The 21,160-nt window shown below is 32.1% G+C and carries 22 protein-coding genes; 4 read left to right on the forward strand and 18 right to left on the reverse strand.

The genetic code is table 11. The features are described from left to right. Position 1: 1 nt before the first annotated feature. The 3 genes from ABXG81_RS07300 to ABXG81_RS07310 are packed head-to-tail and all read right to left on the reverse strand — an operon-like array spanning position 2 to position 4,112. The gene (locus ABXG81_RS07300) at positions 2-604 is read right to left on the reverse strand and encodes a TRAP transporter small permease (RefSeq protein ID WP_117522300.1); all 603 of its coding nucleotides are present in this window, start codon (positions 602-604) and stop codon (positions 2-4) included. Continuing rightward, on the reverse strand, positions 604-1,608 hold the full coding sequence (locus ABXG81_RS07305) for a TRAP transporter substrate-binding protein (RefSeq protein WP_288223237.1): 1,005 nt from the start codon (positions 1,606-1,608) through the stop codon (positions 604-606). Before ABXG81_RS07305 ends, ABXG81_RS07300 begins: the two co-directional genes overlap by 1 nt. Then, positions 1,608-4,112: a TIM-barrel domain-containing protein gene (locus ABXG81_RS07310; protein WP_353528681.1), complete on the reverse strand. Its 2,505-nt coding sequence runs from the start codon at positions 4,110-4,112 to the stop codon at positions 1,608-1,610. Before ABXG81_RS07310 ends, ABXG81_RS07305 begins: the two co-directional genes overlap by 1 nt. Positions 4,113-4,236: 124 nt before the next feature. Here ABXG81_RS07310 and ABXG81_RS07315 point away from each other — a divergent pair, with 124 nt between their 5' ends. From ABXG81_RS07315 to ABXG81_RS07325, 3 genes are all read left to right on the forward strand, one after another. Next, positions 4,237-5,055, forward strand: a complete 819-nt coding sequence (locus ABXG81_RS07315; RefSeq protein WP_117522297.1) for an AraC family transcriptional regulator — start codon at positions 4,237-4,239, stop codon at positions 5,053-5,055. Positions 5,056-5,200: 145 nt separating this feature from the next. After that, entirely contained in the window at positions 5,201-5,920 is a 720-nt protein-coding gene (locus tag ABXG81_RS07320) for an MIP/aquaporin family protein (RefSeq protein ID WP_117522296.1), read from the forward strand. A 127-nt stretch (positions 5,921-6,047) separates the two neighbouring features. Continuing rightward, positions 6,048-7,556: an NAD(P)/FAD-dependent oxidoreductase gene (locus ABXG81_RS07325; protein ID WP_117522295.1), complete on the forward strand. Its 1,509-nt coding sequence runs from the start codon at positions 6,048-6,050 to the stop codon at positions 7,554-7,556. A 287-nt stretch (positions 7,557-7,843) separates the two neighbouring features. Here the strand turns inward: ABXG81_RS07325 and ABXG81_RS07330 are convergent, their stop codons facing one another. The 3 genes from ABXG81_RS07330 to ABXG81_RS07340 all read right to left on the reverse strand — a co-directional run bounded on the left by ABXG81_RS07330 (position 7,844) and on the right by ABXG81_RS07340 (position 8,906). Beyond that, positions 7,844-8,530, reverse strand: coding sequence for a peptidoglycan amidohydrolase family protein (locus ABXG81_RS07330; protein ID WP_353528684.1), 687 nt, complete (start codon positions 8,528-8,530; stop codon positions 7,844-7,846). A gap of 10 nt (positions 8,531-8,540) precedes the next feature. Continuing rightward, positions 8,541-8,672 carry a YvrJ family protein gene (locus ABXG81_RS07335; protein ID WP_117519879.1) on the reverse strand — a complete coding sequence of 44 codons (132 nt, stop codon included), beginning with the start codon at positions 8,670-8,672 and terminating at the stop codon, positions 8,541-8,543. 111 nt (positions 8,673-8,783) lie between these two features. Then, positions 8,784-8,906 carry a hypothetical protein gene (locus ABXG81_RS07340; protein ID WP_353528686.1) on the reverse strand — a complete coding sequence of 41 codons (123 nt, stop codon included), beginning with the start codon at positions 8,904-8,906 and terminating at the stop codon, positions 8,784-8,786. Positions 8,907-9,061: 155 nt separating this feature from the next. On the opposite strand from ABXG81_RS07340, the gene ABXG81_RS07345 reads away from it, so the two are divergent. Then, positions 9,062-9,574, forward strand: a complete 513-nt coding sequence (locus tag ABXG81_RS07345; protein ID WP_353528687.1) for a sigma-70 family RNA polymerase sigma factor — start codon at positions 9,062-9,064, stop codon at positions 9,572-9,574. A gap of 309 nt (positions 9,575-9,883) precedes the next feature. Here the strand turns inward: ABXG81_RS07345 and ABXG81_RS07350 are convergent, their stop codons facing one another. The 12 genes from ABXG81_RS07350 to ABXG81_RS07405 all read right to left on the reverse strand — a co-directional run bounded on the left by ABXG81_RS07350 (position 9,884) and on the right by ABXG81_RS07405 (position 21,076). Beyond that, entirely contained in the window at positions 9,884-10,105 is a 222-nt protein-coding gene (locus ABXG81_RS07350; RefSeq protein ID WP_117519881.1) for a DUF2922 domain-containing protein, read from the reverse strand. A 14-nt stretch (positions 10,106-10,119) separates the two neighbouring features. Next, positions 10,120-10,305 carry a hypothetical protein gene (locus ABXG81_RS07355; protein WP_353528688.1) on the reverse strand — a complete coding sequence of 62 codons (186 nt, stop codon included), beginning with the start codon at positions 10,303-10,305 and terminating at the stop codon, positions 10,120-10,122. A gap of 359 nt (positions 10,306-10,664) precedes the next feature. Further along, a complete protein-coding gene (locus ABXG81_RS07360; protein ID WP_353528689.1) occupies positions 10,665-12,116 on the reverse strand; it encodes a hypothetical protein in 1,452 nt (483 codons plus the stop codon). 442 nt (positions 12,117-12,558) lie between these two features. Beyond that, a complete protein-coding gene (locus tag ABXG81_RS07365) occupies positions 12,559-13,050 on the reverse strand; it encodes a hypothetical protein (protein WP_316112364.1) in 492 nt (163 codons plus the stop codon). A gap of 1,024 nt (positions 13,051-14,074) precedes the next feature. Beyond that, complete coding sequence (rlmH, locus tag ABXG81_RS07370; protein ID WP_117519885.1) at positions 14,075-14,557, reverse strand: 23S rRNA (pseudouridine(1915)-N(3))-methyltransferase RlmH; 483 nt, start codon at positions 14,555-14,557, stop codon at positions 14,075-14,077. A 39-nt stretch (positions 14,558-14,596) separates the two neighbouring features. Then, on the reverse strand, positions 14,597-14,998 hold the full coding sequence (locus tag ABXG81_RS07375) for an ATP cone domain-containing protein (protein WP_117519886.1): 402 nt from the start codon (positions 14,996-14,998) through the stop codon (positions 14,597-14,599). After that, positions 14,995-15,423: a DUF2188 domain-containing protein gene (locus ABXG81_RS07380; protein WP_117519887.1), complete on the reverse strand. Its 429-nt coding sequence runs from the start codon at positions 15,421-15,423 to the stop codon at positions 14,995-14,997. The genes ABXG81_RS07375 and ABXG81_RS07380 overlap by 4 nt, the downstream gene beginning before the upstream one ends. Before the next feature lie 646 nt (positions 15,424-16,069). Next, entirely contained in the window at positions 16,070-17,521 is a 1,452-nt protein-coding gene (locus ABXG81_RS07385; protein ID WP_288223317.1) for an amino acid permease, read from the reverse strand. Positions 17,522-17,767: 246 nt separating this feature from the next. Then, the gene (locus ABXG81_RS07390; protein ID WP_353528690.1) at positions 17,768-18,649 is read right to left on the reverse strand and encodes an undecaprenyl-diphosphate phosphatase; all 882 of its coding nucleotides are present in this window, start codon (positions 18,647-18,649) and stop codon (positions 17,768-17,770) included. After that, on the reverse strand, positions 18,642-19,454 hold the full coding sequence (locus ABXG81_RS07395; protein ID WP_117519892.1) for an ATP-binding protein: 813 nt from the start codon (positions 19,452-19,454) through the stop codon (positions 18,642-18,644). Before ABXG81_RS07395 ends, ABXG81_RS07390 begins: the two co-directional genes overlap by 8 nt. 9 nt (positions 19,455-19,463) lie before the next feature. After that, positions 19,464-20,255: an MBL fold metallo-hydrolase gene (locus ABXG81_RS07400; RefSeq protein WP_353528691.1), complete on the reverse strand. Its 792-nt coding sequence runs from the start codon at positions 20,253-20,255 to the stop codon at positions 19,464-19,466. An 8-nt stretch (positions 20,256-20,263) separates the two neighbouring features. After that, entirely contained in the window at positions 20,264-21,076 is an 813-nt protein-coding gene (locus tag ABXG81_RS07405; RefSeq protein WP_316116219.1) for a Cof-type HAD-IIB family hydrolase, read from the reverse strand. Between the last annotated feature and the right edge of the window lie 84 nt (positions 21,077-21,160).

The following is a 21,160-nucleotide window of genomic DNA, read 5'->3' on the forward strand; positions in this document are numbered from 1 at the left end:
CCTAATCTAAGTTGCCTTCGTATGAAGTTCTATTTTTATCTAAATTTGTTGTCTTATCTACTTTTTGAAACGAAAAATCTTCACTTCTTTTCTCTTGATTAGCTTCATAATACTTAGAAGCAACTTTCTTTCCAGTCCACGATTCCCATAAATTTATTATCTGAGCTAAAACTATAAAAATACCACTGATCGGGGCAACAATATAAACTAAAGATCTAGGAATACCTAATAAGGCTGATCTCTGTGATCTAGCAGAATGTACTAATTTAAATCCTCCTATAACTATTATAAAAAGAGCTACAAGTAGGATTGATAAATCTATAAGAACTCTTATTCTTTTTTGAGACTTTGAATTAACCCTATCAGGTATTAATGTTAAAGACATATGTTCACGAGTTAAAAATCCATAAGCTGCCCCTATAAACCCTATCCATATCAACATATATCTTATAATCTCCTCAGTAAAATCTGCAGGATTATTTAAAATATATCTTGTAAAAACCTGGTATATGATTAATATAGTCATAACAGAAAGCAATATAGCAGAAAGTCTTGAAAGTAACCATATAAGCCCTCTTTTTAGATTGTAAAAGGTTTTATCCATTATTTACTCCTTACTTTTTCAATAGTAGTTAACAATTCATCAACTTCTTTGTAATCTTTTCTATATTGCTCTACTAATGGTTTGGTTTTTTCTATAAATGGTGTCTTATCTATATCATCTATAAATTCAACATCCATATCCTTTTCAGCTGTTTCTCTAGCTTCTTTTATTGACTCAGCCCATAATTTTTTGTGAAGTTCTGTTGAATTTCTTGCAGCTTCTAATATAACTTCTTGATCCTTAGCATCTATTTTTTCCCAAATCTCAGAAGATATTACTAGTGCATCTGGTATCATAGCGTGTTCATCTTTTGAGTAAACTTTTGCTATTTCACCATGCCCTCCAATAGTTAAAGCGGTTTCATTGTTTTCTGTTCCATCTATAATTCCAGTTTGAAGGGATGTATAAACATCACCATAACCCATGGCTACTGGTGTTCCACCTAAAAGATTAACCATTTCTGTTTGACTTTTCATATCTTGCACCCTTATCTTGAGTCCCTTTAAATCATCAGGAGTTCTAATAGCTTTATTTTTTGTATAAAAACTACGAGCTCCTGAATCATAATATGTTAAAGTTAAAAATCCTTTATCCTCACTTGACATAAAAAAATCTCTTATTTCATCAGAGTCCATTATATGATAATAGTCTTGTGTATCATTAAAAATATAAGGAAGACCAAAAGTATCATACCCCCTTTCATAAGTTGCAAGACTAGGGGATGCAACTCTTGCCATAGAAAGTACACCCGCTAATATTTGTTCCATAGATTCATTTTCACTTCCTAACTGTCCATTAGGGAATATTTTCACTTTATAACGTCCATCAGTCTTTTCTTCCACTTCTTTAGCGAATTCCTCAAGGGCTATATGTACAGGATGATCCTGACTTAAAGAATGAGCTAATGTAAGTGTAGTAGTTTCATTTCCATCATCTTCCTGATTACAAGAACTTAACCCCACTACTAAAAATAAGCTTAAAATAAAATATAAAATCCTTTTCATTACATACCTACCAAATCAAATTCTTCAAATGATATTAAAACTTCATAATCTTTATCTAAATTTGCATATTTTATTAAAACCGAACGAGATGAGTTATTATAATACCAACCTTCATTTGCTTTATCAAATAATCTCTTGTTTAAATAATGTTCTATTTCTTTTCCATCAATATTAACAAAATATGGAGATTTTTCTTTATTAATAATTTCTAAATCTATATTTTCTATAGATGATTTGTACTTACCTTCTTTTTTGAAATTTATATATGTTTTTTTACCAGCATCTAAACTAATCAATGTTTTTAGGTAGTCTCCATTTCTATAGTTATAGGTCTTACCATCATCTTCATACATTATAAATTCATTGTTTTTACCATTTGCAATTAGTATATATAAATCCTTAACTTCATCATTCCCTAAGTTTCTTAGTTTAGTTTTAGATATAGGTAAAATAGAGCCTTTTTTTACAAATATAGGTATAGATTCTAAGTTCACATCAAAGTCATAACTTTGACCGCCCCTATACACTTCTTTAGTATAAAAATCATAATACTCTTCATCTTCTCCAGGAAAATAAACCCTATGCTTATTTTGACCTTCCTCTAAAATATTTGATACAAATAAGCTATCACCTACAAAAAAATCCATTCCATTATTATAAGTATTTGGATCTTCTTGATAAAGAGAAAAAGTTGCTTGCATTATTGGCAGACCACACTCACTAGCTCTATACATAAGAGAGTATAGGTATGGAGACAGTGCATATCGTAAATTCATAGCGTCCCTTACGATATCCTTAATTTCATCAAACATCCAAGGTTCTGTGACTGTATTATCATTACTTGCAGAATGTATAGAAAAACGTGGTTGAAAAATACCATTTTGAACCCACCTTACAAATAGTTCTTCGCTAGGAGCAGAGCCAGAAAATCCTCCGATATCACATCCTTGGTTAGATACACCAGATAAGCCCATAGATAAAATTGTCGCAATATTGTACTTTAGACTATCCCAACTAGTAAAATTATCCCCAGCCCAAGTTTGAGCATATCTTTGTATACCGGCATGGCCAGACCTGCATACAACAAATGGTCGAGTGTTTTGATAGACTTCTTTTATAGCATCGTTTGTAATCTTGCACATAATATTACTCATAACAACTCTATTTCTTGTAATAGGAACTTCTTCTCCTTCGTAATCACACATTACATCATCATCAAATACAGAGTCATATTCACAATTGTCATTCCAAACAGATGCTGTGCCCATTTCTATAAGATTTGCTTTGAGCATACTTTTCCATTTATCGCGAGTTTTTTCATTAGTAAAGTCTATGAAAGCTCCGTACCCTCCCCACCAATTGCCTATATATTCCTCCTTTTTATAAGGATCATAAAGAAACATATTATTATCTTTAAACTTCTTATAATCGGGATGTAGAGTAAGAATACCTGGCTTTACATTTGGACTTACTACTATGCCTTTCTCATCCATTGACTTAAAAAAATTATCTGGAGCAGGAAATCTTCGCTTATCCCAAGTTAAAACACATCTCCTAGGTCCTTGACTAGTATTATAATTTGTATAGCCGCTAGACAATTGGAATCCATCTATAGGAAAGTCTTCCTTTTTTGCTATGTCTACAAACTTTTCTATAGCCTTATCACAATCCTTATCTAGTTCCGAATAATACATAGAGCTTGCTAAATATCCCAAAGATTTTTTTGGCAACAATGCACTCCTACCTGTCAAAAATGTATATCTTTCTATTACATCATTAATCATTGGTCCATTTATAATAAATAAATCTATATCCCCACCATCGGCTTTAAATGATCCATATCTATGCCAATAATTACTTTTTTCCTTGCCCATATTAAATTCACTTATAAATGAATTATGATAGAAAAATCCACTAGCCTTTTTACTGTCACTATCTAGTTTTATATAAAAAGGTATATGTTTATAGAGAGAATCAGTATGCTTAGGGTCATATCCCATAGAATCCATAGGATTGTTGATCATTCTAGTCATTATCTTGTTTATGTCACCACTTTTTTCGCCAAAACCATAGAAATTATCATTGTCTTTTATTTCAAATTTATTAATGATTCTTCCATTAGAATCCTCATAAAATCCCACATCATTAATTGACTTATAAATCTTATCACCATAACTATCATAAACACCTATAGTCATAGGACTTTCTATAATCTCTATTTTTAAGTTTCCACCAGAAATTACATATCTATCATTTGTCTTATAAAAATCATACTTAAGTGGAACAAATCGATTCCTTTCATTCCCAAAAAATTCGTCTAATTCATCTTCATAGAATGTGGATACTAAGGAATAACTTTTCTCCTTAAAATCGTCATTAAAGTTTGCTCGAATTCTTACTATATCATCAGTTAGATAATAAATTCTAATTTCATTGTCTTCCGATATTAAAGATACATAGGAACTTTTATCTGTAATCTTATCAAGATTTCTAGTCAGTTTCATTTTAACCTCCTAAATAAATGATATATATAAATATTGGTTAATTCTATTCTGATGTTGTATGAAAACGATTAATATTTTACATATATTGTCTTTTGATTTATACTTAGATTAAAGGAGATTGCATATGTTTGATAAAGCAGCCGTCTATATGAATATAGGAGACTCCTTTTCCTTAGAAAGATTAGCAGATGTAAATACAAATATGACTAAGGCTCACTCTCACCCATATTATGAAATCTATTATCTTTTAGATGGAGAAAGGATTCAAGTAATAAATAACAATATACTTAAGATTAAAAAGAATGAATTCGTCATTATCGCCCCTAATATAAAACACTATTCGTATGGAGAGGAAAACGTAAGTTTTGATCGTGTACTAATTTATTTCACAGATGATTTTTTTATATCTAAAGATATCAAAGAAAGATTTTATCTTCTTGGGAATAATGGCTACAGTGCTAAAGAATCCACTAATACTAGAGCTTGTATATTCGACTTATTAAACTCCACTCCAGTAAGTAAGAATAAAATTGAGTACGAAAAAATCAAACTTATATTTAACTTACTATTAATAAGTATAATAGAGCATAAAGAAAATATTATTAATAAAAATATGGACATGAGTGTTCTAAAAATCATGAACTACATAAATGATAACTTCAGTAAAGATATCTGCTTAGATGATATAGCTAGAGAGGTCTATCTCAACAAGTATTATATGTGTAAGAAATTTAAAAAGTATACATCTCATACTATCTATGATTATTTGAATACAACAAGGCTAACTGTAGCCGAAAAGCAACTAATGGAGACTAATAAAAGTATTACACAAATAAGTTCAGAAGTTGGTTTTAACAATATTGTAAGCTTTAATCGTGCTTTCAAAGCAAAAAATAACATATCTCCTTCAAAGTTCAGAAGAACTTATAATGAAATCTATTAAAAATATATATTTACTATTGCCTTTATTTATTTTTATGTTATAATTAGTGTAGAACTGAAAAGGTTTCCACAAATATATATTAGGATGAGGGCGAGTTGGATTATTTTTACACTCGCTTTTTGCGTTCTAGAGCAAGGAGGATATTATGAGAGATATTTTTGTGGCAGAATTCGTTGGTACTTTTTTATTGATTTTATTAGGTGATGGTGTTGTTGCTAACGTACTTACACGTAAATCTGGAATGTTTCAAGGTGGCCCTGTTCAAATTACTTTAGCTTGGGGTCTTGCAGTAATGATTCCTGCAACCATTTTTGGTGCAATGAGTGGATCTCACTTTAACCCTGCTTTAACTATTGCACTTGCATTTAAAGGTGATATTGCTTGGAACACAGTCTTCTATTACATACTTGGACAAATGCTAGGCGCTATGCTTGGTGCATTGATGGTCTATCTATTATTCAAAGATCACTTTAACGATGCTTGCCAAGAAGACCCAGCAATAGTACGCGGATGCTTCTGTACAGCTCCTTCTATCAAAAATACTGGAAGAAACTTCCTTTCAGAAATGGTAGGAACATTTGTGCTTGTATTTGCAATCTTAGGTTTTGGCAATGTAGCAGGTGCTAGCGATGTTGGAATGAACTTCTTATATGTAAACGGTCTTATAGTATCTGTTGGTATGAGTTTAGGTGGATTAACAGGTTATGCTATTAACCCAGCTCGTGATCTTGGACCTAGAATTATGTATCAAATACTTCCATTTGATAAAAAAGCAGATGTTATGTGGGACTATTCATGGATTCCTGTCATAGCACCAATAGTTGGTGGATTAATAGCAGTACTTTGCTATAACTGGATATTTTAATTAATTATTGATAGCTTTTCTTCTTATTGTATAATTATTATATAAGAAATATAGCTAAAGAGGGTAAGTATTATAATATACTTGCCCTTTTATTATTATAAATTATTTAGAGAAAGAAGGAATATATATGTATGATGTTTTAATTATAGGCGCTGGTGTATCTGGAGCTTCAATAGCTCGTCGTCTATCAAGATATAAGCTAGATATAGCAATAGTAGAAAAAGATGTTGATGTTTCTATGGGTGCCAGTAAGGCTAATTCAGCTATAGTGCACGGTGGTTATGCAGAACCACATGAGGAGCTCCGCGGTAGAATTTGCTATCCAGGCAGAACACAATTTGAAGGATTAAACAAGGAGTTAAACTTTGGTTTTGTTGCAAATGGTTCACTAGTATTAGCCTTTGAAGAAGAAGACAAAGATGCCCTACAAAAGCTCTATGATATGGGTATAGAAAATGGTTTACCAGATATGGAAATCATCGATCAAGAAAAACTTAGAGAAATAGAACCAAATGTTTCCGACAATGCTATTGCAGCCTTATGGTGCAAGGGTGCAGGTGTATGTTCACCATATGAGTATGTAATAGCTTTAGTAGAAAATGCTGTAGCAAATGGGGCAGAACTTTTCCTAAACTCTAGAGTGTGTGACATACAAAAAGATGATGATCATTTTGTTGTAAAAACAGAAAACGATAAAGAATTAGAAGCAAAATATGTCATAAATGCCTCAGGCCTTGAAGGTGCTATAGTTTCAAAAATGATAGCAGAAACAGACTTTGATATCCACCCAAGAAGTGGTGAATACTTAATTTTCCAAAAAGGAACAGGCAAAAAAATAAACAACGTGTTATTTCAAGTACCAACAGAAAAATCAAAAGGTATACTTGCCACAAGAACTTTCCACCAAAACCTACTTCTAGGACCAGATGCTATAGACGAAGAAGAAATAGACTTATCAACCCATGAAGATAGACTAATGTATATATATGAAGAAGCTCAAAAATCTGTAAAAGACGATGTAATAAATCTAAGAGAATTCATCAGATCTTTCACTGGCTTGCGTCCAGCAAGCTCAACCCATGACTTTATCATAGAAGAAAGCAATGTCCCAGGGTTTATAAATGTTGTTGGCATCCAGTCACCAGGAATCACATCAAGTCCAGAAATCGCTAAAATTGTAGAGAGCATACTAAAAGATAGTGGCCTAAATCTAGAAGAGGATCCAAATTATGATCCACATAGAGATCCAATTATAGAATACAAAGAACTTGAAGATATGAACAAGATTAAAGACAAAGTCAACCTACCATTAGGGGATCCAGAAAGAATTGTCTGCCGTTGCGAACAAGTAACAGAAAAAACAATTAGAGATGCAATGAATAGAGGCATACCAGTAGAAACTCTAGATGCAGTAAAGAGAAGAACACGTGCAGGAATGGGATTCTGCCAAGGTCAATTCTGTAAACCAAGAGTTTTAGAAGTTATGGAAGATGAAATGGGCAAAAAGCCATATGACGAAAAGTTCGATAGCGAAAGAAGCGGTCTATCAAGGCTAAACAAAAAGCGTATAAACGAACTAATTAAAGAAATGCAAGATACAAATAGAAAAGAAATAGAAAAAAAGGAAGAAAAATAAACAAGATTTTATAATCCATTTCGACTAAAAAGATATAAAAAAGAGAGATCTCTCCATGCATTCGCTATCGCTCATTTAGTCGAGATGGTTTTTTTATTTTAAAATTAAAGCATTATCCATTTCGACCAGAGCGAAGCGGAGTGGAGAAATCTAGCATAATCACTCTAATAACAAGATCTCTCCGCTCACTTCGTTCGGTCGAGATGGAATATTTTTTACATTAATATCTTAGCGTAATACCTCCATTTCGACTGAAGCGAAATGGAGAAATCTCTTTTATATTCACATTACAAATCCATCCAAGAAAATCCCCTATAATTCTTATAAGCTACATATCTCCTCTTCCCGCTCTCTTGTCCTATATATGATAGCCAATAATAGCCATTTGCCTTAACAATACTATCATAATATATAACTTGACCAGGATGATAACTTGATACTGCATGGGCATTTGTACTTGGAGCAGATCTAACATAGGTTGCCGCTTTTACCCTTGCCATTTTTATATGTGACTTATTTTTTAATTCTTTCTGATTTATAATTGGTCTAAAATATCTTTCATTTTCACTTCTTTTACAATCCAAAAAATACCTTATAAAACTCGATTCATTGTTTATGCTGACCGTTCCATTAAAGGCATTGCAATGTATTATCTCACCCTTTTTTAAGAAAATCCCAGTATGACCGGCTGCACCTAAACTTCTCCCTTCTTTTCCCCTTATAAATATATCTCCAGACTTAATACTTTCATATGAATAAACTTCATCTAGAACTGTTCCTTTCAATTTATATAGAGTTTCAGTATTTCCTATAGTATGGTTGGTTGATAAAAATCCTCCAGCTTTTAAGCTATAATATACAAAAGATGAACAATCCAGATATTCTGGGCCTAACCTTTGAGGATAAGCCATAGAATAACGGACTCTTCTGTGTTTACTTTTTGCATAATCTAACATGTTTTCAATTGATGACATATACACTCCTTTATTCCTTATTATTTTTAAGTTCTCTAATTTCCTTTAATATTTCATCAAGTTTTACATCTACTTTGTAAATCATGATGAGAGTTACTACTATCGGAAATCCTAAATCACCTATTAATTTTGTTATATCCATTTAATATTTCGGCTAATTTCTAAAAAGCTTATTATCTTAATAGAAAAGACTATTTGTCAGTTTCTCTTTCAAAACTCCTTAAGATAGGTGCGCCACTCCTTTCTTTATAATTTAGTCTTCTTTTTTTATTTCTTGATCGTCATTTTCTTCATTTTCTGAATATATTAAAATAACTGCCATATCATCACCCCCTATATGTATATAGAAAAATAGTAAAATTTTTCCCTTTAGCATATATAGATCTTAGAAGCTTATTATGTTTACCTATTATCCATATAGACTTATTTTCTAAACTTTATCTCTACTTATCCAATTAAACTTTTCTGATAATTTGATATACCATACAAGTGTCGACAAATAAAATGAGCGCGCGCTTTGAAAGGTTTAATATGCAAATAAATATAGACAATTCAGAGCAAATTATTGATGCTTATATGCCACTAATCAAGGCAAATGCCAGAAAGTTTTCTAGATTTGAATACGATGAAATGATAGATGAATCAAAAATGTTAGCTATTGAAGCAATTTGTGAATACGATGAAAGTAAAGGGAGTTTTGGTAATTTCTTAAAGCTTAAGCTTTTGTATCATTATCTAGATAAATCAAAGATTGATCCAGTAAATTCCTTGGATGATTTGGATAGCAATGGTCAAGCTATAATAGATACTTTAATAGATGACTTTGATTTTGAAGAAATGCTATTTAACAAAGAAGAATATAAATATTTGTATAAGGCTATAAATAACTTAGATATGAAAGATAGAAAAATTATTATGTACAAGTTTTTTTATGATATGAACTTAGCCGAAATTGCTAAAGTGATGAATATTTCTTATAAAACGGTTGCTAATAGATCTAGTTTAGCTATAAAAAATTTGAGAAATTTTTATAAATTATCATAAATAAAGCAGACTAAATAGCTTTATTATATTATCAATAAATGAGATCTCTCCGCTCACTTCGTTCAGTCGAGTTGGGATATTTTTTACAATAACATTCTAGCACAAATACCAACACACATTTCGACTGGAGCGAAGCGAAATGGAGAAATCTCTTGTAAGATTAAGAATTGGGATCTCTCCATGCATTCGCTACCACTCATTTAGTCGAGACGGTTTTTTATTTTAAAATTAAAGCACTATCTATTTCGATCAGAGTGAGGCAAAATAAAAATACGGAGATATTTATATACCTCCGCATCTTTTCACATATTAAGCTATTGTAAGTTCTTCTCTATCTATTGTTTCTATTTCAGCTTTAGCCTTATTTGCTAATGGTCCATTTTTGGTTAATAGTACTCCTGATTTAATCATAGAATCCATAGCTAGTTTTATATCTTCTGATGTATAGCTTCCTTTAGGATAATCTACTGTAACTGATTTTGAATTATTTGCTTGATCTTTAAAATATAATTTTAATTTTCTGCTTGCCATTTATATATCCTCCCTTATATTTCCTTAACATCTATTAAATATACTTCGACTTCTGTAGCATCTACTAAAGCAGTATATGCTAGAGCAAAGTTTTTGAAGTTTTCTGCACCTGCTTTTTCATCTATTTGAGAAAATGTCTTGCTTACCTTTTTTAATGATCCTTCTTCTGATTCAACTTTAAATTTGATTTGTAATTTCATATTTTCCTCCGTTTTCTGTTTGTGTAGTGGCCCTACATATGTATATAGAAATCAAGAGGAATTTTTCCCGAAATTTTTAAAAAAAGTTATTAGTAGATGTTTTAAGAAAGAAAAAGAATCATCATGCTTAATATACAAAGTATTAATAAACGTCTATAATATATCTGCGCTCACCAAGACAGTTAAGTCGAGATAGCGAAAGCGAAATAGTTTATATAATAAGCACAAAAAAATCTTCCACCTTTTGGTGGAAGATCTTTCAAGTGAGTACCGCGGTATCTAATATTTATCTATAGAGCCCCTAGCGAGTGCACTCTTTTTTGGCTCTATTAATATTTTTTAGTAAACCTAACTATTAATTAGTTATTTTTTTTGCTTGCTGCGTAAGCAACTGAAGCTGCTGCTAATACACCTGCAACACCAGCAACGCCAGCAATACCTGTTTTAGCATTACGTCCAGCTGTTCTGTTTGAAGAAGCTTTTTTAGATGGTGTAACATCTTTTGTTTCTTTTTCTTTGATTACAGTTGTTTTTTCTTCTTCTTTTTCAGAACCTTTGTTTTCTTCTTTGTCGTTATCTTTTTCTTTATCGTTATCTTTTTCTTTGTCGTTATCTTTTTCTTTGTCGTTATCTTTTTCTTTGTCGTTATCTTTTTCTTTGTTGTTATCTTCGATTTCTTCTTCTTTATCTACTTTTCTTATAGCATCTTTCATTTCAGCATTTTTGTTATTGATCTTGTTTGTAAGATCTTCAACATCATATTCTTCTTCAACTGCTTCTTCTTCAGCAGCATATGCTGTTGAGAATACAGAGAAAGCTACTTTTTTGTAGTTGTAAGCTTTAAGAGCAGCTTCACCTTCTTTAATTAGTTCGTTAGCTTCTTTTACTAATTTGTTAAGGTAAGCTTCATTTTTTTCTGAAATGTGATCAGCTGTTTCTTTAAGAATGTCAACAGCTTTGATTGTTGCTTTTGCTTCTTCAATAGATTCAGCAAGTTTATCTAATTGATCTTTTGTTGGAGCTTTTTTAGATGGTTTTTCTTCTTTACCTGCATCAAGAACGATATTAATGTCACCTGCTTTTTCAGCTCTGTCAATTCTATCTACAGATACACCTTCTTTGATTAGAGCTTTTTTAGCTACTTTATATGCTGCTTGAGCTGTAGATAAAGCTTTTTCAGCTTCTTGTCTTTTATTTACAGATTCGTTGTAATCACCAAGTCTTCTAGAAACTTCTGATTGAAGTTCTGATCTTTTATTTTCTACTTCTTTGATCTCATCATTATATTTAGCAATTTTTTCATTTAAAGCAATAATATCTTTAAGAGCTTCAGCTTGTGCTTCTTGTTCTGCATCTGTAGCTACTGAAGTTTCAATATATTGTGATAAATTTCCAAGATCAGCTTTGCTTAAATTATTGTAAGGAACAGAAATTAGGCTATAACTATTTTGTTCATATTTGTTTATAGCTGCTTTTCTTTCATTTATAGATCTATCAAGATCATTTTGATAAGCTGTGCCTGTATAAGAATTTGGTGTTTTGCCATATCTAGCTTCAAGTTCTGCTAAGTTAGCAAGAGCTTTTTCATAAGCTGATTTAGCTGCTGCTTCGTTAGCTTCTGCAGCTTTTAAATTCTTTTCAGCTTTTCTTAAGTTATTCCATTTAGCTACAAAGTCTTCTCTAGCTACTTTGTAATCATATGTGTATTCAGCTGATTTTTTATCTTTTCCCTCAGCAGCAAATGATGGAGCTACTGCACTTAAACCCATTGCTAATGCTAATGCACCAGCAGCAATTTTATTTCTTTTCATTATAAGTTATCTCCTTATTTTTTTAATTACTATTTGTATCTTAAATAGTACTCACTTTACACTATCTATAGTACACTAGATTCTACATTTTTGCAACACATTTATTGCATTTTCTCAATTTTTCTAAAAAATATAGTTTAACTAATGCTCACAATATCTTCAATATTGTAACTAATGTGTAATTTATAATCTTTGTGATTATAGATGTCAATAGAATGCATATCCTCTATTTTTCAATAAACATAAAAGATATTTGTATTTATTTAAATTGATATAAAGTTACTACAATCTATTTGAAACTACCGTTTACTTATGCACTCATAATTAAGATTTTACCTATTGGTATTAATCTTTGTTTAATAAAACGTATAGTTCTTTATTATTTTAGCACTATTAACCTTTTAGTCAAGCTTTTACTTGTTTACTTTTTCTTACTAATTTACTATACATAATCATCTAGAATACGAGCAGTTATATATCTAATGTTTGCATCTGATTCTATTAACGACTTATTGATTTCTTTATACAACATTAGCTTAGCATTATTTAAGTTAGTTATTAGGGTTTGTCTTGTAGCAAGAGTTGCTACCGATTCTCCTGTTATTAAAATAATCTCGGGACCTACTATCTTTTTTACATATTTTACATTTACAAATCCACGTGACTGTTTGTCATATATAGCTTTCCTATATTTGAAGGCAAAAAATACGTGACTAGTGTCTATAACATATGGTAGGTTTTTGCTTATTTGGAGTTCTCTGCTAATTTGTTTATTTACCAACTTTTTGTTTTTGCCCTTATCCTTATACATAGTATCTAGGTAAAGGCTTGGAGTTTTGGGACTAAGTTTGACTTCTGTTTGGCTATAAATGCGAGCGCATATACCAGTTCCTTTTACTTCTTCTGGAAGTACTGCAATAATGTCACCTGCCATTTATACCTCCTTTCGCGATACTAGACATTTATTGTCTATATCTGTCTTTAAGTGTACCACGTTTGGAGTTTGATGTCTATTGAGTCTTAGTTGGAATGGTATAATTTATAACGATCTGCATCGAGTGCATGGAGTGGAGATCTCAGGTCTTGCGATTTACTGGAGATTTCTCCATTCCGCTTCGCTTCAGTCGAAATGGGTAATACTTTTAACCCATATGATTAATATAATAACAAGAATACCTATAAACCATCTCGACTAAATGAGCTATAGCGAATGCACGGAGAGATCTCTTTATTTGCACTATACACTTGAGATTTCTCCGTTCCGCTTCGCTTCAGTCGAAATGGGTAATACTTTTAACCCATATGATTAATATAATAACAGGAATACCTATAAACCATCTCGACTAAATGAGCTATAGCGAATGCACGGAGAGATCTCTTTATTTGCACTATACACTTGAGATTTCTCCGTTCCGCTTCGCTTCAGTCGAAATGGGTTGTCGTATCTTCTCTTTGTCATTAATGTGAAATATATTCCATCTCGACCGAACACAGTGAGCGGAGAGATCTCAGGTCTTGCGATTTACTGAAGATTTCTCCGCTACGCTTCGCTTCGGTCGAAATGGGTTGTCGTATCTTCTCTTTGTCATTAATGTGAAATGTATTCCATCTCGACCGAACACAGTGAGCGGAGAGATTTCAGGTCTTGCAATTTACTGAAGATTTCTCCGCTACGCTTCGCTTCGGTCGAAATGGGTTGTCGTATCTTCTCTTTGTCATTATTGTGAAATATATTCCATCTCGACCGAACACAGTGAGCGGAGAGATCTCAGGTCTTGCAATTTACTGAAGATTTCTCCGCTACGCTTCGCTTCGGTCGAAATGGATAGGGATTTTCCACCCTGTAGCTCTTTGTCCTCTCAGAACTCTTGCGATTTCTTCGCTTAGTTCTGCGGATTCGCCTTCGGCTTATCTCGCAGATGAAAAATCCTTTGGATTTTCCACCCAAAAGCTCGGGACTACTTATGATAAGGATGTCCATTTATAATTCTAAATGCTCTGTAGATTTGCTCTATTAGTATTACTCTCATTAGTTGGTGAGGGTAGGTCATTTTTGAGAAGGATTGTTTTTTGTTTGCTCTTTGGCTTACATTTTTTGATAGTCCGTTGCTACCTCCTATTATAAATACTAGGTTTCTTCCAAAGCCTTCTGCCATTTCTGTTTCTATGAATTTAGCGAATGATTCGCTTGTTTCTTGTTTTCCTAAGATTTCTAGGCTCACTACGTAATCATCGTCTTTTACTTTATTCAGAATTTTTTCTCCTTCTTTGTCTTTTACTTGTTCTATCTCTTTTTCCGAAAGATTTTCTCCTGCTGGTTCGTCTGCCACTTCTATTATTTCTATATTATTGTATGTTTGCATACGTTTAAGATATTCTTCTATGGCTTGTTTATAGAATTTTTCTTTTATTTTACCTACCGCTATGATTTTGATGTCCATTATTCCTCCTAAAAAATAAACTCAATCTTTTGATTGAGTTTAGACTTGTATATATGAAACATATGAGTCGTAAATTTTACCATATCCTTCATCTTTTAATGATTGTTTCACGAATTCCTTGATTTCAGAAGTTTTAAATACTTTTCTATTTAGATCTTTCATATGATTTGATACATCTTCCATAAGTATCTCCACATCTGATCTATTTAGGTATTGACCATTGCTATCTGCTGCGTTTTTTATTGATCTTGCTATTTTATCTCTTGAATATTGCTCTAGATTACCACTTCTTTTTATAACATATAGACTCTCATCTGGACTATTATCTAGGTAATCTTTTACTACATCTATTTTAAGCTTATCTATTTCATTAACTATTTTATTTATATCGTATTCTTTGTTTTTGTAGTAATCTAATACCATTTGACTTAGTTCACTCATTTAGATTCCTCCTTGGTCCTTGTTATTACCTTGCTTTGTTTATTATCCGCGATTTCTTTTGCCCTATGAGTAGCTTCTTTTTTGCTATCATAATAGCCTTCTACTTGGCTAGCTCCCTTGGATTCTACTTGCCACATTTTTTTATCATAGTTATAGGAAACTATGACGTCGGAATCTTGGAGTCTGGCTGCTGATTTTCCATATGGCTTATCATGATCTTTTAGATCTTTTTTTCTAATCTTTTTAAGTTCACTAGTACTGGCATCAGCCGCCCAATCCTTGGCTTGAGATATAGCTATAGGAATAGCATTATCATCGTCATATCCTTCCTCTATCATGGCGTTTGCTATGTCGATAGCTTTATCGCGAACTTCTTTGTCTAGATTTTTCATAGACACTGGGTAGTCTCTTCTATCAAAAGGCATAATACATCTCCTTTTTTACTTCTTTTGTATTATTTACCCATTTATAATTATCCTGTAAAAATTCTTTACATCATTAGTTTTTATGCCATCTCGATTAGATGATCTTAGAAAATGCATATGTTAAACTCATACTGGGGATTTCTCCATTTCGCTTTGCTTCAGTCGAAATGGGTAGGTTTTTTTATCTTATATATTAAGAGTAATCATCAATAAAATACAACCATCTCGACCGAACAAAGTGAGCGGAGAGATCTCTTATTTAAACTACATACTGGATATTTCTCCATTCCGCTTCGCTTCAGTCGAAATGGGTTGGTTTTTTATCTTATATATTAAGAGTAATCATCAATAAAATACAACCATCTCGACCAAGCGTAGTGAGCGGAGAGATTTCTTATTTAAACTACATACTGGATATTTCTACATTCCGCTTTGCTTCAGTCGAAATGGGTTGGTTTTTTATCTTATATATTAAGAGTAATCATCAATAAAATACAACCATCTCGACCGAACAAAGTGAGCGGAGAGATCTCTTATTTAAACTACATACTGGATATTTCTCCATTTCGCTTTGCTTCAGTCGAAATGGAGATAATTTGCACATCAAAAAACAGAGTCTTTTTTTCTCTAGACTCTGTTTTTTTAGTTAAGCACGTTGAGCTTCTTTATCTTCTTTTGCCCTTATAGCTGGAAAAATCAAACCTAAACCTATTAGTACTAGTGGTGTAAGTATGTTTAATATCATTGTTGTTTTATTTGGTGAATATATTCCTAATACACATGATATAAGAGTAATTATAAAGCACCACAGTCCCCAGAATTTACCTGCTCCTTGTGATTTTGTAAATTTGTATTCTCCATTATCCATGCCCTTTTTCTTTAGCAAGTAATAGGCTAAAAATACCCAAAGATATCTAAGTGGCATGGTCACTGCATTAAGCTTAGTTAAGGTTTGTAATACGGAAGCAGCTCCTGGTAAGAATATTTGAAAAAGTACTATAGCTCCTGATAGAACAAATACCAATTTTATACCATTGATGTAAGCTCCATATTTATTTTTCTTAAGTAACTTAGTTGGTACATAGATACTCGTCTTTGGATCAGCTAATAATATTCTAAGTGGTGCATCTATACTAAGTAATAATACTGATAATTGACCAATAAGATTTGCTAGAGCATATATAATCAAAAAGAAATTACCTAGACCGTAGTATTCTCCAAGTTTTTGGAAAGCCCAATAAGCGCCATTTGCCACATAGGAATCAAGACTTTCTTGGCTAGCATTTATAACTGCAGGATCAAACATTCTTCCCATGGCAATCGTTCCAAATAAGGCAGAAACAACTACCATAATAGCTGTTACTATCATAGCCTTAGGGAACTCTTTGGATGGATCCCCTTCCATCTTGTTAATATAAGGTGAGATTTTTTCTACACCACCTACGGCAAATACCAATATAGAAAGTGATGTAAAATATCCTACATTGAAAGTTGGTATTATTGATTTTAATGAGAGATTTATATCATTATAATTTCCGCTTGGATTAACAGCTGGAGCAAATAATCCTAGAATAATATATAAAATACCTAATACAAACATAGAGCTTCCAGCTATTCTTGTAAGATTTTTAAGTGGATTAAGTCCGCGACTTGCTATAAATGTAAATATCAAAAGTAGAATAAAAGTTACTATTTGTATCTTTACTACAGGAATTGCATCATATTTTTCGGCATTATGAAATATCAACCAACTTAAAGCCTTTAGAGCTCCTGAGCCTTTTGAAGCTATATATGGCACGTGTACTGCCCAGTAGGTCCATCCTGCATAGTAGGCAAGTTTAGTTGTTGAGGTTTGCTCAACCCATGATGAAACTCCTCCACCTAGATTTTTGAAAGTAGAGCCTAGTTCCCCCACCATAAGTGCATATGGTACAAAATATAGGGCAAACATCAATATCCAAGAAAATATTACTTGGGTTCCATTAAAGTACATGAAGCCGTTGGCAACATTACCAAAGCCCCACAACCCAGCAAAAGCCATAAATGTCAAGCTCTGCCAGCTAATTTTCGTCTTATCTTTTACTTGTTTCTTATTCATCGTTTCCTCCAATTCCTTATAAAATTATCATTTTAGTTAATATTTGTCAATAAAAGATTACAAGTAATTGTGCTGTAGATTTTTGTTTATTTTAAATTTATAGAATTTATAATATCCTTTTCTTGGCTATAACTAGTTTAATAAACATAAAAACAAGAAGAGTTCATACAATCTCTATACTAAATTTACGCAATAAAAAATCAGATATAATTTCACTTATATCTGACCTATTTATCTTATATGTTTTTATGCAAAAATTCCAAAATATAGGAATACTATTACTGAAAGGATTATTCTATATACGCCAAATGGTATAAAGTCGTGTTTTTTAATATATGCCATAAATTTCTTTATTACCACATATGCTACTATAAAGCTTAATACCATTCCTACAAGTATTAATAACCATTGGTATCCTGAAAAACCATGAACATTTTTCACAACTTTTAGAAGTGTTGCGCCAAGCATAGTTGGAATAGCTAGGAAAAATGAGAATTCTGCTGCAGCTTCTCTTGTAAGCCCCAAAATCATTGCACCCATTATTGTTGCTGCTGATCTACTTGTTCCTGGTATCATTGCTAGCGATTGAAAAAGACCTATTAGTAATACTGTCTTATATGATATATTTGCTATATTATCATGAGCAAATCCTGTATTGGTCTTATTTCTTTTTTCTACTAGGATAATTATTACACCCCAAAGCGCAAGCATAGTTGCTACAACCATAGGATTAAATAAATGCTCATCTATATAGTCATCAAATAAGAGTCCAAGTATACCTGCTGGAAGTACACCTACTATTACTCTCTTCCAGATTTCCATAGTCTTTTGGTCTGGGTGAGTAAGTCTATAATAAAATCTAGATTGTCCATTTAATCTTTCGTAATTTTTCGGAAAATATTTTGCTGTTTTATCATGATCCCAAGGATTAAGTCTCTTAAAATAAAGGACAACAACTGAAAGTATGGCACCAAGCTGAATAATTACATTAAATGCATTTGAAAAATCTGCTGGCTCTAGCTTTACAAATTCATTTACTAATATTAGATGTCCAGTAGATGATACTGGTAAAAACTCTGTAATGCCCTCTACTATAGAAAGTATTAGGACTTTTAAAAAATCAATCATTAAATTCCTCCAAGAACGAGTGCTTAACTCCCTTTAGTTGATAGCCTATTACCATATCACAATTGACGTTTTCTGCAGATTTAAGTATTGACTTTTCTACATCAGGATTTTCTTTTTTCATATCAGCTATCATATATTTTATCATCTTCCTAGTGTAGGCTTCCTGTGATTTTGTTACTGTGCAAGCACAGTTAAGGGCATGAAGACCTACATAATCACGCCACTTTATAATGTCTTCTTCTTTTATATAGTAGAATGGACGGATAAGCTCCATATTATCAAAATTTTGTGCCTTTAATCTCGGCTTCATAGTTTTGAAATTTCCTGCGTATAGGACATTCATCATGATAGTTTCTATTACATCATTCATATGATGACCAAGAGCAATTTTATTACATCCTAATTCTTGAGCCTTTGCATAAAGATTACCCCTTCTCATTCTAGCACACATATAACAAGGATACTCTCCCTTGGAAACTTCTTCTGCTATTTCAAATACATGGGTATCAAAGATTTGTCCATCTATACCTAAATAGTCTAAGTTTTTTTCTAATTGCTCGCGATTTATCTTATCGTAGCCTGGATCCATTGATATATATACTACATCAAAATCTACTTTACTATGCTTATGTAATTCTTCTATAACTTTGGCTAATAATAGTGAATCTTTACCGCCTGACATAGCAACTGCCACCTTATCTCCATCATTTATAAGCTTAAATTCTTTTATCGCTTTTATAAATGGAGACCAAATTTCTTTTCTATATTTTTTTATAATTGATCTTTCTATTTCTTGAATTTCCATTAATTTTCCTTATAATTCTACAATACCAGATGGATTATGTCTATCTGCTACATCTAAAAGTATATCATTTTTTGTATCTAAGCCAAGACTTGTTAGATAGTTATCTACTGTTAGCCTTGATAACTCTGGTGTATTGTTAGTTTCTGATAAGTGACCCAAAAAAACTTTTTCTTCTTTACCCTCTAGTGCATCTGATAGAACTTCTGCTGTTTGGTCATTTGATAAGTGACCCATATTGCTCATCACACGAAGCTTAAGTGAATATGGATAAGGACCACGTTTAAGTGCTTCAAGATCGTGATTGGCTTCTAGATAATAGATATCAGATCCTTTTAGTTCGTAAGCCATACTATCATCTACTATTCCAGTATCAGTTATAAGGCTAATCTTTCTGTTTCCAATATATATTATAAATCCAACTGGTTCATTAGCATCATGGTGTACTTTTATTGGAAGTATATCCATTGATCCAAAGCTTAAGAATTTATCGGAGTCAAATACTTTTATATTTTCTTCTTTTATTTTTCCACAAAATTTCTCTAAGCCTTTCCAAGTACCCCCGTTGGCATATATTGGCAGATTAAATCTTCTTGATAGAGTACCTGCACCTTTTGAATGATCGGCATGCTCGTGAGTTATAAATATTCCGTCAAGATCACTTGCAGTTTTGCCTATTTGATTTAATAAAGATTCAATTCTTTTTGCTGAAAAACCAGCATCTATCAGGATTTTGCTGCCCTTGTATTCTATAAAAAGACAGTTACCTGATGAACCAGATGAAAGAATCGCAAATTTATCCATTTATTCCCCTAGTCTAAAAATTGTTCTAAGAACTTTCCTACTCCTGCATCATCATTTGTTAAAGTTTCTTTATCCGCTACTCTTTTGCTCTCTTTTTCTGCATTGCCCATGGCTATACCTAAGCCTGCCAATTCTAAGGAAGCTTTATCATTGGCACCATCCCCAAAGTATACTACCTTATCTAAAGTTATGTCGAGATAATCGCATAATCTTTTGAGTGAATTTGCCTTACCGGAAGATTTTCTATGGACTTCTAAAGAATAACTTTCATTTCTGATAAGTATATAGTCTTTTTCCAAGCCTTCCCTTACCTTTTCATAAAAATTATCTATAGTTTCTTTAGCTGCCATAAAATTCATTCTGGCTACTTTTTCTTCTATATCGTCAAAGTCCTTGAACTTTTGACGTGGCATATGCATCACTTCTTGATCTTTTCTAAATCCTTCGTTTACTTCATCTGCATTATTATATAATACATCTTTTGTAAAAAGTGCAAGTTGTATATCTTCATCTTCTATTAGGGATGAGATTTTTTCATAATCATCTCTGCTCATTGAGTTATCTATAATGATTTTTGCATCTGCATTACGTCTTACAAAAGCTCCAGTATTTGAAATTGAGTAGTCCTCATAATCTTCTAAACCCAGAGCTTCTCTTATCCACCAAAATCCATTAAAAGGTCTACCTGTTGCAATTACAATCTTTATTCCTTTTTCATGAAGTTTTTTTATTATTTTTTTATTTTTATTTACCAATTTTTCATCACTGCCTAGGAGTGTACCATCTAAGTCTAGAGCTATTAGTTTGATATCTTTATTCATTTTGCCTCTCTTATATAGATCATTGAAATTTTTCCACTACTCTTCGCTTGGATCGAAATTGTTGAATGACTTTATTTTAATTTT

The sequence above is a fragment of the Anaerococcus nagyae genome, from assembly GCF_040364225.1.
Taxonomy (GTDB): Bacteria; Bacillota; Clostridia; order Tissierellales; family Peptoniphilaceae; genus Anaerococcus; species Anaerococcus nagyae.